This is a genomic window from Arthrobacter sp. 9E16 (assembly GCF_002929435.1).
GTDB classification, from domain to species: Bacteria; Actinomycetota; Actinomycetes; order Actinomycetales; family Micrococcaceae; genus Arthrobacter_B; species Arthrobacter_B sunyaminii.
The window spans coordinates 676,641-691,571 of record NZ_PJIU01000001.1 but is presented as its reverse complement, the minus strand read 5'-3'; the positions used below and the strand labels follow the sequence as shown (position 1 = coordinate 691,571).

General features: G+C 64.6%; 18 protein-coding genes. 11 read left to right on the top strand and 7 right to left on the bottom strand.

Translation table 11 applies throughout. The annotated features are described in order from the left end of the window. Positions 1-64: 64 nt before the first annotated feature. From gdhA to CXR00_RS03240, 3 genes are all read left to right on the top strand, one after another. Positions 65-1,405 carry an NADP-specific glutamate dehydrogenase gene (gene gdhA, locus CXR00_RS03250; protein WP_104053066.1) on the top strand — a complete coding sequence of 447 codons (1,341 nt, stop codon included), beginning with the start codon at positions 65-67 and terminating at the stop codon, positions 1,403-1,405. A 183-nt stretch (positions 1,406-1,588) separates the two neighbouring features. Next, positions 1,589-1,801, top strand: a complete 213-nt coding sequence (locus CXR00_RS03245; protein WP_104053065.1) for a helix-turn-helix domain-containing protein — start codon at positions 1,589-1,591, stop codon at positions 1,799-1,801. A 147-nt stretch (positions 1,802-1,948) separates the two neighbouring features. Continuing rightward, positions 1,949-2,047, top strand: a complete 99-nt coding sequence (locus tag CXR00_RS03240) for an AURKAIP1/COX24 domain-containing protein (protein WP_003792170.1) — start codon at positions 1,949-1,951, stop codon at positions 2,045-2,047. An 84-nt stretch (positions 2,048-2,131) separates the two neighbouring features. On the opposite strand, the gene CXR00_RS03235 is transcribed toward CXR00_RS03240, so the two are convergent. Beyond that, positions 2,132-2,944 (bottom strand): HAD family phosphatase, encoded by an 813-nt coding sequence (locus tag CXR00_RS03235; protein ID WP_104053064.1) that lies wholly within the window; start codon positions 2,942-2,944, stop codon positions 2,132-2,134. A gap of 85 nt (positions 2,945-3,029) precedes the next feature. Between CXR00_RS03235 and CXR00_RS03230 the strand changes: the two genes are divergently transcribed. After that, a complete protein-coding gene (locus CXR00_RS03230; protein WP_104053063.1) occupies positions 3,030-3,320 on the top strand; it encodes a glutaredoxin family protein in 291 nt (96 codons plus the stop codon). 30 nt (positions 3,321-3,350) lie between these two features. Continuing rightward, a complete protein-coding gene (locus CXR00_RS03225) occupies positions 3,351-4,058 on the top strand; it encodes a redox-sensing transcriptional repressor Rex (RefSeq protein WP_104053062.1) in 708 nt (235 codons plus the stop codon). 27 nt (positions 4,059-4,085) lie between these two features. Here CXR00_RS03225 and CXR00_RS03220 read toward each other — a convergent pair whose 3' ends face one another. The 3 genes from CXR00_RS03220 to CXR00_RS03210 all read right to left on the bottom strand — a co-directional run bounded on the left by CXR00_RS03220 (position 4,086) and on the right by CXR00_RS03210 (position 6,510). Beyond that, positions 4,086-4,793 carry a hypothetical protein gene (locus CXR00_RS03220; protein WP_104053061.1) on the bottom strand — a complete coding sequence of 236 codons (708 nt, stop codon included), beginning with the start codon at positions 4,791-4,793 and terminating at the stop codon, positions 4,086-4,088. A 211-nt stretch (positions 4,794-5,004) separates the two neighbouring features. Then, a complete protein-coding gene (locus tag CXR00_RS03215) occupies positions 5,005-5,793 on the bottom strand; it encodes a hypothetical protein (RefSeq protein ID WP_104053060.1) in 789 nt (262 codons plus the stop codon). Between the two features lie 171 nt (positions 5,794-5,964). Then, a complete protein-coding gene (locus CXR00_RS03210; protein WP_104053702.1) occupies positions 5,965-6,510 on the bottom strand; it encodes a YceI family protein in 546 nt (181 codons plus the stop codon). Positions 6,511-6,650: 140 nt separating this feature from the next. Here CXR00_RS03210 and CXR00_RS03205 point away from each other — a divergent pair, with 140 nt between their 5' ends. The 5 genes from CXR00_RS03205 to ccsB all read left to right on the top strand — a co-directional run bounded on the left by CXR00_RS03205 (position 6,651) and on the right by ccsB (position 11,806). Beyond that, entirely contained in the window at positions 6,651-7,313 is a 663-nt protein-coding gene (locus CXR00_RS03205) for a histidine phosphatase family protein (RefSeq protein WP_104053059.1), read from the top strand. 93 nt (positions 7,314-7,406) lie between these two features. Further along, positions 7,407-8,006 carry a TlpA disulfide reductase family protein gene (locus tag CXR00_RS03200; protein WP_104053701.1) on the top strand — a complete coding sequence of 200 codons (600 nt, stop codon included), beginning with the start codon at positions 7,407-7,409 and terminating at the stop codon, positions 8,004-8,006. A gap of 5 nt (positions 8,007-8,011) precedes the next feature. Further along, the gene (locus CXR00_RS03195) at positions 8,012-8,812 is read left to right on the top strand and encodes a cytochrome c biogenesis CcdA family protein (protein WP_237685640.1); all 801 of its coding nucleotides are present in this window, start codon (positions 8,012-8,014) and stop codon (positions 8,810-8,812) included. 238 nt (positions 8,813-9,050) lie between these two features. Then, complete coding sequence (locus CXR00_RS03190; protein WP_104053699.1) at positions 9,051-10,721, top strand: cytochrome c biogenesis protein ResB; 1,671 nt, start codon at positions 9,051-9,053, stop codon at positions 10,719-10,721. Further along, complete coding sequence (gene ccsB / locus CXR00_RS03185) at positions 10,721-11,806, top strand: c-type cytochrome biogenesis protein CcsB (protein WP_104053058.1); 1,086 nt, start codon at positions 10,721-10,723, stop codon at positions 11,804-11,806. Before CXR00_RS03190 ends, ccsB begins: the two co-directional genes overlap by 1 nt. A gap of 152 nt (positions 11,807-11,958) precedes the next feature. Here the strand turns inward: ccsB and CXR00_RS03180 are convergent, their stop codons facing one another. Further along, positions 11,959-12,339, bottom strand: coding sequence for a PLD nuclease N-terminal domain-containing protein (locus tag CXR00_RS03180; RefSeq protein WP_104053057.1), 381 nt, complete (start codon positions 12,337-12,339; stop codon positions 11,959-11,961). A gap of 119 nt (positions 12,340-12,458) precedes the next feature. Between CXR00_RS03180 and CXR00_RS03175 the strand changes: the two genes are divergently transcribed. Beyond that, positions 12,459-12,770: a DUF4229 domain-containing protein gene (locus CXR00_RS03175; protein ID WP_104053056.1), complete on the top strand. Its 312-nt coding sequence runs from the start codon at positions 12,459-12,461 to the stop codon at positions 12,768-12,770. Between the two features lie 29 nt (positions 12,771-12,799). Here CXR00_RS03175 and CXR00_RS03170 read toward each other — a convergent pair whose 3' ends face one another. Continuing rightward, positions 12,800-13,684 carry a 1,4-dihydroxy-2-naphthoate polyprenyltransferase gene (locus tag CXR00_RS03170; RefSeq protein WP_104053698.1) on the bottom strand — a complete coding sequence of 295 codons (885 nt, stop codon included), beginning with the start codon at positions 13,682-13,684 and terminating at the stop codon, positions 12,800-12,802. A 97-nt stretch (positions 13,685-13,781) separates the two neighbouring features. Then, positions 13,782-14,924, bottom strand: coding sequence for an AMP-binding protein (locus tag CXR00_RS03165; RefSeq protein ID WP_104053055.1), 1,143 nt, complete (start codon positions 14,922-14,924; stop codon positions 13,782-13,784). Positions 14,925-14,931 lie beyond the last annotated feature (7 nt).

Below are 14,931 nucleotides of genomic sequence, written 5' to 3'. Positions count from 1 at the left end.
ACATCGCAGGCACGGCGCGCAAACGCTAGCGTAGAAGAGGAAATACGCTAAGGAGCATCACACCATGGACCCAACACTCATCAGCGTCCGGGATGAAGTCTTTCGCCGCAATCCGGGCGAAACTGAATTCCATCAGGCGGTAGTCGAAGTTTTCGACAGTTTGGAGCCGGTGCTCCGGAAGCACCCTGAGTTCCGCGACGCCGCCATCCTGGAACGCATCTGTGAACCGGAACGCCAGATCATTTTCCGTGTTCCCTGGGTCGATGACAAAGGCCAGGTGCAAATCAACCGCGGTTTCCGAGTGGAGTTCAACTCGGCGCTCGGCCCGTTCAAGGGGGGCCTGCGGTTCCATCCCTCGGTCTACCTGGGCATCGTGAAGTTCCTCGGCTTCGAGCAGATTTTCAAGAATGCCCTGACCGGGATGCCCATCGGCGGAGGCAAAGGCGGATCCGATTTTGACCCGCGCGGCAAAACGGACGCCGAAGTCATGCGCTTCTGCCAGTCCTTCATGACCGAGCTTTACCGCCACATTGGCGAGTACACGGACGTCCCTGCGGGGGACATCGGTGTGGGTGGACGCGAAATCGGTTACCTGTTTGGCCAGTACAAGCGGATCACGAACCGATACGAGTCCGGCGTGCTGACCGGCAAAGGCACCAGCTGGGGCGGTTCGCTGGTACGGCCCGAGGCCACCGGCTTCGGCGTGGTGCTGTTCGTCGAGGAAATGCTCAAGAGCCGCAGCCTGAGCCTGGACGGGCAGCGCGTCATTGTCTCCGGCTCCGGAAACGTGGCCATCAACGCCATCGCAAAAGCACAGTCACTCGGTGCAAACGTCATTGCATGTTCCGATTCCCAGGGTTACGTAGTGGATGAATCGGGCATTGATGTACCCCTGCTGCGCGAAGTGAAAGAGGTGGAGCGCGGCCGGATGACCGACTATGCCAAGCGCCGGGGCAGCTCAGCAACCTATGTTCCCGGCGGCTCCATCTGGGACGCCGGCGCCACAGTGGCCCTGCCCTGTGCCACGCAGAACGAGTTGAACGCCGGTGACGCCCGGACGCTGGTGAAATCCGGAGTCCTGGCAGTCGCAGAGGGCGCCAACATGCCCTGCACGCCCGAGGCCATTGAAATCTTCCAGGAAGCCGGCGTGCTGTTTGGCCCCGGCAAGGCTGCCAACGCCGGCGGCGTAGCCACCTCGGCGCTGGAAATGCAGCAGAACGCCAGCCGCGATTCATGGTCCTTCGAGCACACCGAACGCCGGCTGACCGAGATCATGGTCAACATCCACGACAACTGTGCGCAGACGGCGGAAAAGTACGGCTCACCCGGAAACTATGTGGTGGGGGCGAACATCAACGGTTTTGTCCGGGTGGCCGATGCCATGCTCGCCCAGGGCGTGATCTGAGCCCGGAGGCTCTCCGGCCGAAAGGATGGATTGGAGGCCTAAGATGGCCCGCCAACTTCACTGGGGTGACGTGAGACACTAGAGTGGAAGACCGGACAGCATTCCCTTGGCAGGCATCCGCGTCTGAGGACTCACCTGCCGTGCAGCTTGGTGGCTGCACATCAGCAAAGGAACAAAAGGCATATGGCAGACGAGGGCAATTTCTCGGACGTTCGGTTTCTGACCGTGTCGGAAGTCGCGGATGTCATGCGTGTGTCCAAGATGACCGTGTACCGGCTGGTGCACTCCGGCGAGCTGCCGGCCGTCCGTTTCGGGCGCTCCTACCGGGTGCCTGAATCCGCGGTGCAGCAGGTGCTTAAAAACGCCGTCGCCGACCGCCGAACAGACACCGCGTAGCGCTGTCACTGGATACCGCGGCGAGGCGGTACCCTGTTAAAGAACGTTTTACACCGTGGCAATTAACTGCCGGTGTCGACGCGCGGGTGCCAACGGTGCCGAAGCGTTGGAGCCGGCGTCTGACTATTTCAAGTTTGTGAGGACTCTGTGGGTTCAGTAATTAAGAAGCGCCGCAAGCGTATGGCAAAGAAGAAGCATCGTAAGCTGCTTCGCAAGACCCGCCACCAGCGTCGTAACAAGAAGTAACCAGGATCTTTCCTGGACAAACCCGCCGCCCCTTGGGCCGGCGGGTTTGTCATTTAACCAAAAGCCCCGGATGTGGCCGGAAGACTAGCGGGAGCGGACCCAGGAAAATCCGCGCCACAGGCCGTAAGCGCCTCCGGCCACCGTGGCACCTTTTAGCCCCAGGGTTGCGGCGCGCCGGCCGGACCGGAAGTCATAGATGGGCCAGTTGCGGTCCCGGGCATGGCGGCGCAGCCGGGCATCGGGGTTGATGGCCACGGGGTGGCCCACGATGCTCAGCAGGGGGACGTCGTTATAGGAATCGCTGTACGCCCAGCAATGCTGCAGATCGAGGTTTTCCTTTTCCGCGAGCACCCGCACGCCTTCGGCTTTGGCGGGGCCGTGGAGGAACTCGCCCACCAGGCGTCCGGTGTAGAGGCCGCCGTCGATTTCACTGACCGTTCCCAGCGCCCCGGTCAGGTGCAGCCGGTCAGCAATCACGGAGGCCACCTCCACGGGGGTCCCGGTGACGAGCCAGACCGGCCGGCCGGATTTCATATGCTGCTCGGTGAGAGCACGGGTTCCCGGCCAAATCTTGGATTCGATCATCTCGTCATAGACTTCTTCGCCCAGAATGCGGATGTCCGAGGCTGCCAGCCCGGTGGCCAGCGTCAGGGCGGCATCGCGCACTGAGTGAACATCCTTGAGATTCTCGCCCTGCAGCATAAACCGCAGCTGTTTGCGGGCAAAGCCGAACGCTTCGCGAAGCGTGAACACCCGGCGCTGGTACATCTTGCGCCCCACATGGAAAAGGCTTGCTCCGCGCATCAGAGTGTTGTCGACGTCGAAGAAGGCAGCCTCGCCAGGTTTGACCGCCGCTGCCATGGGCTCGACGGCTCGTACTGCGGTGGTTCTGGGCATACCCCGAGTCTACGCAAAAAGTTGGTCCGAACGGCCCGTGACTAAAAGCGGCAGGAGAAATAGACGGAGCGGCTAATTTAGAGGTATGACTTCTTCACCGGCTGCTCCGGACCTGCTCCTGCTTACCCGACCGGGGTGCCATTTGTGTGCCGATGCGCGCAAGGTGCTGGAACGAATCAGCAGGGATTTGTCCATTGAGTGGCGCGAACAGTCCATTGAAGGCGATGCGGATCTGACGTCCCGGTTCGGCGAAGAGATTCCCGTGCTGATGATCGACGGCGTGCAGCGGGACTTCTGGCAGCTGGACGAGGCGAGGATCCGCCGGCTCCTGGAAGAGGGATGGCCCGGGCTTCGTCCGGACTCCCGCCGGGCATAGAGTGGAAATCCACCGACGGATAGAGACTTTGTGAGCAATTCTGAGGAACCCGCACCGGCAGGAGCAGTTGTCCACCGGCACATTCCGCCTGCCTCCCTGGCCCGGCTCACCATTTACCTGCGGGCGCTGGGCGCGCTGCTGGCGGAGGGTGTGGAGCGCGTCTCGTCCGACGAACTGGCGGCAGCGGCGGGAGTCAACTCTCCGAAACTACGCAAAGACCTGTCCTACCTGGGCTCCTACGGAACCCGCGGCGTGGGATATGAGGTCTCCTACCTGAGCGACCAGATCTCAGCTGCGCTGGGGCTGACGCGCAATTGGCGGGTTGCCATCATAGGCGCCGGAAACCTCGGCAAGGCGCTGGCAGGATATCCGGGGTTCGGATCGCGCGGCTTCGAAGTGGTGGCCCTGTTTGACGCCGATCAAATGGTCGTAGGACAGGAAGTTGGCTGGCTGCGGGTGAGCCCCGTCAAGGATTTGGAAGCCGTGGTTCACCGTACGCGGGCCAACATGGCGGTGCTGGCTGTTCCCGCCGAGGTGGCCCAGGAATTGTGTGACAGCGTTATCGCAAGCGGCATTACCAGCATCCTGAGCTTCGCGCCGGTGGTGCTCCAGGTTCCGGATCACGTTCAGCTGCGCAAGGTGGACATGGCCACCGAACTTCAGATCCTGGCCTACCACGCCCAGCGGGCCCAGGCCTCGGATATAGCGGCGCAGGCGCGGGCCCGGCTGGCCACGTAGTAGTGGAGCCGCCGTCGCGGTTCCGGGTCAGGACTCGCCGAGATACTGGCTCCGCCTGGGCCGGAAGTACCTGGCGCAGTCCCGCCGGTACAGCAGTGCCAGGCCCAGGGCGGCCACCAGCAGCGCAACCGTTTGGGGAACCACGGCGTTCAGGACGGCCCAGACCAGTGCCGAGGCGACCAGGACCGAGCCTCCGATGCGAGCCCAGTTCCGTCCTTCCCGAATCATGGAGGCGAACAGCAGATAGAGGCCGAAGACCACAAGCGTGGCAGCCAAGGTCACGAATTGCAGAACCGCTGCGTATTCGCCGGTGTCAACGCCCAGCTCTCCCAATTGGACGACGAGAGGCGGCATCTCGGTGACGGGCGCCCGGCTGGCTTGCACGCCGCTGATGAGGCTGATGCAGCCGGCCAGCATAATCAGGGCATAGGCCACCCGGACGGCACGCGGCCGCGGGCCCTTCCATTCGCTGTAGGGAATACGGGCAGGCAAAGCAGGAGCGGGGACCGCAGAGGGCATATCGGGAACCACCACGCCGGCCACCTCTCTGTGCCTGGGTGCCGGCGGCGCCGGATGTTTTTCCGTGGGCCGGGCAGCGGACAGCGGCTCGCCGCCGGGTTCCCTGGGGCCGGATCGCGCTGTTCGGATGCGTGCAGTGACCAATGTCCGCACCTTGGTGCCCAGGGCGGAAACACGGGTTTTTTGTGGATCGGGGGAAGCAGGAAGGGAACTCATCGCGGGTGCCGCCTTCGTCCAAAGGGATACGCTCTCCGCGCCTGGATGGGCTGCCCATCCCAGCGGGAGATCAAACGCTACGCCGCTTCCCTGCTGTTGTGACCACTGCAGGCCCTCTCCGGGAGGCCCGGGCACCAAAAAAGCCGGTCCGTGGAAACGGTCCGGCTTCTTTGGTGCGTGCCGCCTCAGCAGCGGCTGCCTTGGAGGTCCGTCAGTAGGGTCCGAAACGCGGCTGACTGCGGAAATGTGGCTGGGACTCAGGGCGGTACAGCAAGAAAACGCCGGCGATTCCGGCCAATGTGCCCAGCATGTTCAGCAGGTTCAGCGGCGAGGAGAAGGCCATTCCGGCCACCAGGGAAAGCAGCAGCCCGACGGCGGATATCGCCGCGAACACCGTGGCAACAATCCGTGCCCAGTTCTTGCCCTTGCGGATCAGGACGGCAAGCAGGACATAGATCAGCAGAGCGATCGCCGCCATCACCACACCGACCGTCACGAACGAACTTCGCATCAGCTCCGCGGTGACACCGGCGTCCTCCATGACCCGGCGGTCTTCGGGAGGAAGTGTGGCCAGGGGATCGTCGGCGGTGGAGAGCACCGTGATAATCGTGGACAGGAAGGTCACGATGCCGGCCGCGATGATGAGCCAGAAGCCAGTCATAACCTCGCGGGGCGCAGGCCCCTTGGCACCCGGAACCGGCCCGCCTGATCCCGGATACGCATACCCGGAGGGCTGCGGTGCCTGGTAGCCGTAAGGGCTTTGCGGCTGGCCGTAGGGCTGCCCGTACGGCTGCTGTCCATAGGGCTGGCCATACGGGGAGGAAGGCTGGCCGGGCTGATTGGCGGATCCAGGCTGGCCATAGGCAGGGTACGGCTGGTCCTGCCCATACTGGGGCTGCTGGGGCAGCCGCTGTCCGTATTTGGGCTGGTCATCCGCCGGGCCGGGAATTGGTGGAACGAACGGATCCTGCGGATCCGGATTATTCGGTGGGGTACTCATCGCCGCCTGCTTGCTCGTTGGTGCGGGTACTGCTCCCTGCAAAGGACCGACCGGGCAGGAAAGCAGTAATCGGTTCCCATCCAGCCTATCCCGGGGCATAAACGACGGACACCCCGGCCCGAAGGCCGGGGTGTCCGCTGCGGCCCGCCGGAGCGGGATCAAATGTCTTGGTTAGGCTGCGGCCACGAAGGCTGCGTCAACGCTGATGGTCACCTTGTCACCGACAAGGACGCCGCCGGTTTCCAGAGCGGCATTCCAGGTCAGGCCGAAGTCCTTGCGGCTGATGACGGTGGAACCGGAGAAGCCGGCGCGGGTGGCGCCGAAGGGATCCACGGCTACGCCGTTGAACTCGGTGTCCAGGACCACCGGACGGGTAATGCCCTTGATCGTGAGGTCGCCGGACACCCGGTAGGTTTCACCGGAGCCCTCGATGCCGGTGACGGTGAAGGTCAGCTCGGGGAACTGCTCGACGTCGAAGAAGTCGGCGCCCTTGACATGGCCGTCGCGGTTGGCGTCGTTCGAGTTGAAGGAAGCTGACTGGATGACGGCGTTGATGGCGGAATCCTCAAGCGAGGGACCGATTTCCATCACGGCGGTGACGTCGTCAAAGTTGCCGCGCACCTTGCTGATGCCCGCGTGGCGGACAGTGAAACCGATCTCGCTGTGCGAGCCGTCGAGGGTCCAGGTACCGGTGGTGAGTCCGCTGGGGATCATGATGTGCTCCTGCTGCTGGTAGGTATCGGGGCGCTGCCCGCTGCATGTCCATGCATTTGCATCAACTATCGCACGGTTTAGTTCAAGCTTCAAGCATTGTGACGAATTTAGTCCTGCGCACTCTCTCTGCGAAACTTAGGAACATGTCGCGTGCCTCGATCCATCTCGTCCGCCATGGAGAAGTCTTCAACCCTGACGGAGTCCTTTATGGACGCCTGCCGGAGTTCCACCTGTCGGAGCTGGGCCAGCAGATGGCCCGCCGTGTCGCCGGATACTTTGAGGCGCAAAAGAACGACGGCGCCAAGCTGGTTCATCTGGTGGCCTCACCGCTGACCCGGGCGCAGGAGACCGCCGCACCGATCGCCGCATCCCTGGGCCTGGACATCACCACCGACGAGCGCATCCTGGAAGCAACCAACAAGTTCGAAGGGCTCTCCGGCGTCACCAGCCGGCTGCGCAACCCGAAATACTGGCCGCTGATGTACAACCCCTTCAAGCCGTCCTGGGGTGAACCGTATGCCGCCCAGGCCGAGCGGGTCATGGCTGCCGTGACGGATGCACGGCTGCGCGCCACCGAGCTCGGCGGGGACCGCGCCGAAGCCGTGCTGGTCAGCCACCAGCTGCCCATCTGGGTTACCCGGCTGTCCGCCGAGGGCCGCAAACTCTGGCATGATCCGCGCAACCGCCAGTGCACCCTTACCTCGGTAACCTCCCTGGATTTCGACGGCGACACCCTCATTGGTGTCCGGTACGCCGAGCCCTCCGCCGACCTTCTCCCCGGTGCAGCGAGCATCCCGGGAGCATAATAGAATTACTACGCGTTGTAGAAGTGGCCCCCCTGCCGCGATGAAAGCTGGAAATAGTTGAAGAATCCTCAGAGCACTCCCCAGCCGGATGCCATGCGCCGCCGCTCCTTCCTGAAGCTGGGCGCCGGCCTGGCCCTCGGTGTGCCCGCAGTGGCGGCAGCATCGGGCTGCGCGGTGGAGGATCCGCTGGCAGCGCAGGCCAAAGCGGGGGACAACAAGAACTACATCGCCGGTGACGGCTCCGTCACCGAATATGCCTCTGACCAGCGCGGCGAGCCCGTGCAGCTGGAAGGCACCCTGTTTGACGGCACCACCGTCTCGTCGTCGGAATTCGCCGGCAGCGTGGTGGTGCTGAACTTCTGGTACGCCGCCTGTGCGCCCTGCCGTAAGGAAGCTCCGGATCTGGTGGAACTTCACGACACGTTCGAACCCGAGGGGGCACGCTTCTTCGGAGTGAACATCAGGGATGAACGCAATACTGCGGAAGCCTTTGAACGGTCGTTCAGCATTCCCTATCCCAGCTTCCAGGACAAGGACGGCGGAATCCTGCTGGCCATGACCCAGTTCGTGCCGCCGTCGGCCGTTCCCACCACGCTGGTCCTGGACCGTGAAGGCCGTGTGGCTGCGCGCATCCTGGGCCTGGCGGACAAGGGCACCTTGAAGGCCCTGATCTCCGACGCGCTGGCAGCCTAGCCGGCATGCTTCCCTCAGCCCTCGCCGCCGGTGTGCCTGCCGCCCTGCCGGCCGCCAATGTTTTCGCCGAAACCATCCTGAACGGATCCATGCTGCTGGCCATTCCGGTGGCAGCCCTCGCCGGCCTCGTCTCGTTCCTTTCTCCGTGCGTTCTGCCGCTGGTTCCCGGCTATCTGGGCTACGTCACCGGCCTGACCGGTGTTGACCTCCAGAAGCAGCGCCGCGGACGGATGCTGGTAGGGATCGGCCTGTTTGTGCTCGGTTTTTCCGCCGTCTTTGTCATCATCGGTGCCGGGGTGGGCCAACTGGGCGGCTGGCTGCGCGGCGCGGACCAGGCCTGGATTCCGCAGGTCCTCGGCGCAGCCATCATCGTCCTGGGCATCGTCTTCATGGGCGGCCTGAGCTGGTTCCAGCGGGACCGGAAGATCACCGCCCGCCCGCCGGCGGGGCTGTGGGGCGCGCCGCTGCTGGGCATCACGTTCGGACTGGGGTGGGCCCCCTGCCTTGGCCCCACACTCTCGGCCGTGCAGCTGCTGTCCTTCTCCGGAGATGATGCCACCGCCGCCAAGGGCGCGTTCCTGACGTTCATCTATTGCCTCGGACTTGGCCTGCCGTTCCTGCTGATCGCTCTCGGATTCCGGCGGGGCATGGGCGCCCTGGGTGTCTTCCGCCGCCACCGGCTTGCGCTGCAGCGTTTCGGCGGCGGAATGCTGATCGCACTCGGTGTCCTGATGATCACAGGCGTCTGGAACATCTGGATCAACAATCTCCAAGGTTGGTTGGATAGTGTGACCCTGCCGATCTGATGCTGATGACAATGCCGTTGACAAAAGACCAAGGACTGCCGGGGCCCCTGCCCGGCACAAGCCCCCTTCAAAGAACCATGAGAGCCAGTTGAAGCGCGAACCGGAAGTTTTGACCGAAGCCGAGAACAACGGCGCAAGTGCCTCCGGCGTGCCCGGCGGCGGCAAGGGCGGGCGGAAAGGCCCCGGCGGCAAAGGCTCCGCCGGAGACGTCCAGCTGCCGTCCCTCGGGCCGCTTGGCATGGTTCGCTGGGCCTGGACCCAGCTCACCAGCATGCGCACTGCACTGTTCCTGCTGCTGCTGCTGGCGGTCGCCGCGGTGCCCGGATCGCTGTTTCCGCAGCGGCCGGCCAACCCCGCCGTCGTCACGCAGTACCTGAAGGACAACCCGGACACCGGCCCCTGGCTGGACCGGCTGCAGCTCTTCGACGTGTACTCGTCCGTCTGGTTCTCGGCGATTTACCTGCTGCTGTTCATCTCCCTGATCGGCTGCGTCATTCCGCGCGCCAAGGCACACTACCGCGCCATGCGCTCCAAGCCGCCGCGCACCCCCAAGCGGCTGTCCCGGCTGCCGGAGTACGGCACCTTGGCTGTGCCGGCGTCGTCGGGCCTCACCGCTGCCGCTGCCGTCAAGGAAGCCGCGCAGCTGCTGCGCAAGCGCGGCTACCGGGTGGATGTCCGGGACCTGGATACCGACCGTCCCTCCGTCGGAGCGGAACGCGGCTTCGCGAAGGAAATTGGAAACCTGGTGTTCCACACTGCCCTGATCGGCGTGCTGATCTGCATTGCCATCGGCGGGCTCTTTGGTTACAGCGGCCAGAAGGTGGTGGTGGAGGGGGAGTCCTTCGTCAACACCCTGGTGGGCTATGACTCGTTCACCCCGGGCACCAGCTTCACCGAGGAACAGCTGGCGCCCTACTCACTGACGCTGGACGAGTTCAACGTCCGGTTCGACCGCGAGTCGCCCACCCACTACGGCCAGCCCCTGGACTTCACCGCCGACATGACGGTCAAGGACAGCCCGGATGCCGCCGAGCACACCGAAACGCTCAAGGTCAACGCTCCGCTCACCATCGGCGGCAGCCGGGTCTACCTGGTCGGCAACGGCTATGCTCCTGTCGTCACCGTGCGCGACGGTGAGGGCAACATTGCGCTGCAGGGGCCCGTGGTCTCCGTCCCCAGCGACGGCATGTACACGTCCCTGATGGTGATCAAGGCTCCGGATGCCAAGCCGGACCAGCTCGGTTTCGTGGGCTTCTTCCTGCCCACCGCCATGCTCGATGAACAGGGCGTGTCCTACTCCGGAGACCCCGATCCGATCAATCCGCAGCTCAACCTCAATGCGTACTACGGCGACCTTGGCCTGGATGACGGCGTGCCCAGCAACGTGTACGTCCTGGACACCGAGGACCTCACGGAAATCAACAGCCGCAACTTGGACGCCGGCGGTATTGTCCTGGGTGTTGGGGAAACCTATGAGCTGCCCGAGGGCAAGGGCTCCATCAGCTTTGACAGCATCAAGCGCTACGCTGCCCTGGACATCCACTACGATCCGGCGAAAATCTGGGTTCTGGTCTTCGCCACCCTCTCCCTCACGGGCCTGGCCGCCTCACTGTTCCTTGCCCGGCGCCGTGTTTGGGTCCGCACCGGCACCCATGCCGACGGGCGGATCATGGTCGAATACGGGCTCCTGGCCCGAGGTGAAGACCAGCGCCTGTCCACTGAGGCCGCTGCCGTCCGCGATCTGCTGCAGAAGCAGTGGTTGGCGGGCACCGGCTCAGTGGAGGACAATGGCGCGGGGGAAGCATCTGCTCCGGGCTCCGGACAGCACACGACAGACCGGGACGCAGAGCCCGGAGCATCAGCGGACAGCAGTGCCGCGCAGAAGAAGGAAACAGGTAAGGACTCGTAATGCCCTCCATTGACTATGCCCTCGCTGAGTACAGCGAGCTGTTCATGCTGTTGGCGGCGTTCGCCTATACGGTGGCGTTCCTTGCCTTCACCTGGGATCTCGCCAAGAGCAGCAAAACCATCCAGGCCGTGGAATCCAAGCTCTCCGAGCAGAAGGCCGGGGCGCCGGTACCGGCGCATGCCGGTGCATCCGCCCGCTCGGGCCGCGCCGGATCGGACACATATCTGGCCGACGGCAACGTACGCGGCTGGGATGCCGACGGTACAGCTGCCGACGGCGGTGCCGTGGCCCAGACAGCCGACGCCTCCATGGGCTACGTCGGAGCGCGACGGAACACCGCGCGCGTCGGCGTTGCACTGACCGTCCTGGGCGCCCTGATCCACACCGCTGCCGTGGTCACCCGAGGGCTCGCCGCCCACCGGGTGCCCTGGGGCAACATGTACGAGTTCTGCACCACCGGCGCCCTCGTAGTCGCCGTCGTGTTCCTGCTGGTGCTGCTCAAGCGGGACCTGCGCTTCCTTGGCACCTTTGTGGTGGCTCTGGTCCTGACCATGATGATGGTCGCGACCATTGGCTTCCCGACGCCGGTGGCGCACCTGATTCCGGCGCTGCAAAGCTACTGGCTCATCATTCACGTGTCGGTCGCCGTCATTGCTTCCGCGCTCTTCACACTGACCTTCGCCATGTCCGTCCTGCAGCTGCTGCAGGCGGACCGCGAGTCCAAGATTCGCGCCGGCGGCACCTCCAAGCTCACGTTCCTGCGGATTGTCCCCTCCGCCCAGGCCCTGGAGAACTTCGCCTACCGCATCAACGCCGTGGCCTTCGTGCTGTGGACCTTCACCCTCATGGCAGGGTCCGTCTGGGCCGAGCAGGCCTGGGGCCGGTACTGGGGCTGGGACACCAAGGAAGTCTGGACCTTCGTGATCTGGGTCGTGTATGCCGGCTACCTGCATGCCCGTGCCACCCGCGGCTGGACCGGCACCCGTGCCGCCTGGCTCTCGATCGTCGGTTACCTTTGCGTGGTCTTCAACTTCACGATCGTCAACGTCTTCTTCGCCGGCCTGCACAGCTACTCCGGCGTCTAACGCACTGACCGGCTTCGGCCGATAAAAACCCGCCCTCCGGTTCGCCGGGCGGCGGGTTTTTTGTTGGCCCGCCGAGTGTCCCGTCCGCGCCGCCGGCAACAAAAAACCCGCCCCGGGGATGACCGGAGCGGGTTTGGCGGCTAGCCGCTGAGCTACGAGGTGGGCTTTTCGTCGTCGTTCTTTTTGTTTCCGGCCTGCTTCTCACGCTCGCGGAGTTCAGCCTCACGGCGCTTGAGCTCGGCTTCCTTCTCCTGCTGCCGACGGCGGATGGCCAGGTTGCGCAGGAACTCCGGGTCGTCGTCGGGAGCGGTGGGATGGCGCGGCTTCCGGTTCTTCGGCTCCGGACCGCTCATCGGGCGGCCAAACAGGAACCACAGGAGCGCGCCGAGCACCGGCAACAGCACGATCGTGAAGATCCACGCCGTCTTTGAGATGCTGCGCACCTCCTGTGCACGCGACATGACGCAGTCGACGATGGCGTAAATAATGACGGCGGCGACAATGATGACACCGAAAAGCACGAGGCGAGGCATGACTCAATTGTAGGGGAGCGCAGCTGACCTTCAGCTGTGAGTTCCATACCGGGCGGGTCGGCGGGTGCCCTCGTGGCCGTGAAGAAGCTGCACACAGGAACAGCCACTAGAATGGCGGTGTGGCTTTCTGGAAATTTACCGCTCTCCGCCTTGGTTTGGTGGCCGTCTTCTTCGCAGCATGCGTCTGGCTTGGGCTGGGGCTGGTGTTCTCCGCGATTGTCGGCGCGATACTTGCGTGGTGCGTGACGTACCTGTTCTTCCGCGACATGCGCGACGAGGCGGCACGCACTGTGCAGCAGCGCTTCCACGGCAACAACCCGCGGACCACAAACCGCATTGAACGTGACGACGCCGGCGCTGAGGACAGCCTGCTGGATGCGCACCCGGACGTGCAGATCAACTCCGACCGCCGTCCCCGCGAGGATAAGTAAGCGCGGAACCTACCCGGGCATTACTACACCTAGGCCAGCATCCGGGTGAGGACCAGGCCGAGGCTGTACAGCAGGGCGAACCCGAGGTTGATCAGCCCCGTCTGTTTCAGGACCGGGATCAGGCTCCGGCGCTTCTTGCCCTTGAGCATCAGCCAGCTGGGCATCAGGCAGGCCGGGATCAGCAGCAGGACCAGCAGAACCCAGGGGTAGTCGGAGGCGAGGAACAGCGGCAGCAAAATGGCCACCGCGAGCATCATGACGTAGCTGATGCGAGCCGCTTCGTCGCCCAGCCGTACGGCCAGGGTCCGCTTTCCGGCCTCGCGGTCCGTGGGGATGTCCCGAACGTTGTTGGCCATCAGCAGCGCCATGGCGATCAGTCCGGTGCCGACGGCACCAAGCACCGCCGGCAGGCTGATCTGTCCCGCCTGCGTGTACGTGGTACCCAGCGTCGCCACCAGGCCAAAGAACACAAACACGAAGACGTCGCCCAGTCCCATGTAGCCGTAGGGGTTGCGTCCGCCCGTGTAACCCCATGCCGCTGCGACGCAGCCCACCCCGACCAGGATCAGGAACCAGGCGGAAGACAGGATAACCAGCACCAGGCCGGCCACCATCGCCGCGCCAAAACAGGCGAAGGCCGCGTACTTGACCTGCTTGGCCCGTGCCGCGCCGGAGCCGGTCAGCCGCAGCGGGCCCACCCGGTTGTCGTCGGTGCCGCGGATGCCGTCCGAGTAGTCATTGGCGTAATTCACGCCTACCTGCAGCAGGATGGCCACCAGTGCGGCGAGCACGGCATTCAGGGGTTTGAACGAACCCAGATCATAGGCCGCGGCGGTGCCGATAATGACCGGAGCCACCGCCATCGGCAGAGTGCGGGGGCGGGCTCCTTCTAACCACTGCGCGGCTGTAGCCACAATCAACATCCTCTTGTTCTAGTGAAGGTTCTCTGGGATCTATTCTGCCGCAGCTTCGCGCCGCGAAATCCGCCGGGCCGACGGCCCGGTGCAGACATCAGGGGTGCGTGTGGCCGGCGGCCGCCAGCAGCTGGCGGATCCCCATCCGGTCGGTTTTGCCGTTGGCCAGCAGCGGCAGGGCCTCCAGCAGGAGCACCACCTTGGGTACCGCGGCCTTTCCCAGCGTTGTGCGGACAACGTCGCGAACCTTTTCAGGATCAACGGAGCCGACGACGGCGGCAGCGACTATGCTTCCCCATTCCGGGCTGTCCAGGCCCAGGACCACGGCATCGGAGACTTCGGCCAACTGCTCGATGGCCGCGCCGACAGACGCGGCGGAGATCTTGACGCCGCCGCTGACGATGACGTCATCCAGCCGCCCGGACACCGTGACCCGGCCGTTCTCCACGTTGCCTGTGTCATCGGTCCGGTACCAGCGTTTGCCGGAATTGAACCGGAAGCGTTCCGCGGTGAGTTCGGGCCGGCCCAGATAGCCGTCCGCCAGGATGTCCCCGGCGATCCAGAGGGCGCCGGATTCCACCTCAACGTCGACACCGGGCAGCGGCACGCCGTCGTACACGCAGCCGCCGCAGGTTTCGCTCATGCCGTAGGTGGTGACGACGTTCAGGCCGAGTGCGGCTGCGTCGGCGAGGAGCCCGGTGCCGGCAGGAGCCCCGCCCAGGAGGATGGCATTGAAGCGGCGCAGCACGCGCACCGTTTCCGGCTCCGGGTTGGTCAGCAGCCGGTGCAGCTGGGTGGGCACCAGGGACGTGAACCGGTTACGGTCCGTCATCTCTTCGGCCGCCTGCGTAAAGCGGGCCGCGCTAAAGGATCCGGACGTGTCCATGAACACCGGCTGGGTCCCGGCATACAGCGAGCGGATCAAGACCTGCACGCCGGCGATGTAGTGCGCGGGCAGAGCCATCAGCCACTGCCCGTCCGCATGCAGCGCCATGGCCGTGGCCATGGAGGAAGCGGCCAGGGCATCCGTGCTGAGCATGGTCTGCTTGGGGGTTCCGGTGGACCCCGAGGTGCTGATGACCAGGGCGATGTCATCGTTGGGGAGTTCCCCGGAGAAAGTCTGGTGCGGGTCCGCATAGGGGGCAACAGCTGGACCTTCGCCGGCGAGGGCATCTGCCAGCGGAGCCAGGAGCTCCTGGGCATTAAAGCCGGCGGGTGTGTGGACGGTCAGCAGTTCCATGGCGGCG

What these genes read in the sequence shown, in the direction of transcription:
- CXR00_RS03200 (WP_104053701.1), top strand. Translation starts at nt 7,407, where the DNA reads ATGCGCCGCCGCTCCTTCCTGAAGCTGGGCGCCGGCCTGGCCCTCGGT.
- CXR00_RS03215 (WP_104053060.1), bottom strand. Translation starts at nt 5,793, where the DNA reads ATGAGTACCCCACCGAATAATCCGGATCCGCAGGATCCGTTCGTTCCA.
- CXR00_RS03230 (WP_104053063.1), top strand. Translation starts at nt 3,030, where the DNA reads ATGACTTCTTCACCGGCTGCTCCGGACCTGCTCCTGCTTACCCGACCG.
- CXR00_RS03190 (WP_104053699.1), top strand. Translation starts at nt 9,051, where the DNA reads ATGGTTCGCTGGGCCTGGACCCAGCTCACCAGCATGCGCACTGCACTG.
- ccsB (WP_104053058.1), top strand. Translation starts at nt 10,721, where the DNA reads ATGCCCTCCATTGACTATGCCCTCGCTGAGTACAGCGAGCTGTTCATG.
- CXR00_RS03245 (WP_104053065.1), top strand. Translation starts at nt 1,589, where the DNA reads ATGGCAGACGAGGGCAATTTCTCGGACGTTCGGTTTCTGACCGTGTCG.
- CXR00_RS03195 (WP_237685640.1), top strand. Translation starts at nt 8,012, where the DNA reads ATGCTTCCCTCAGCCCTCGCCGCCGGTGTGCCTGCCGCCCTGCCGGCC.
- gdhA (WP_104053066.1), top strand. Translation starts at nt 65, where the DNA reads ATGGACCCAACACTCATCAGCGTCCGGGATGAAGTCTTTCGCCGCAAT.
- CXR00_RS03220 (WP_104053061.1), bottom strand. Translation starts at nt 4,793, where the DNA reads ATGAGTTCCCTTCCTGCTTCCCCCGATCCACAAAAAACCCGTGTTTCC.
- CXR00_RS03205 (WP_104053059.1), top strand. Translation starts at nt 6,651, where the DNA reads ATGTCGCGTGCCTCGATCCATCTCGTCCGCCATGGAGAAGTCTTCAAC.
- CXR00_RS03235 (WP_104053064.1), bottom strand. Translation starts at nt 2,944, where the DNA reads ATGCCCAGAACCACCGCAGTACGAGCCGTCGAGCCCATGGCAGCGGCG.
- CXR00_RS03180 (WP_104053057.1), bottom strand. Translation starts at nt 12,339, where the DNA reads ATGCCTCGCCTCGTGCTTTTCGGTGTCATCATTGTCGCCGCCGTCATT.
- CXR00_RS03165 (WP_104053055.1), bottom strand. Translation starts at nt 14,924, where the DNA reads ATGGAACTGCTGACCGTCCACACACCCGCCGGCTTTAATGCCCAGGAG.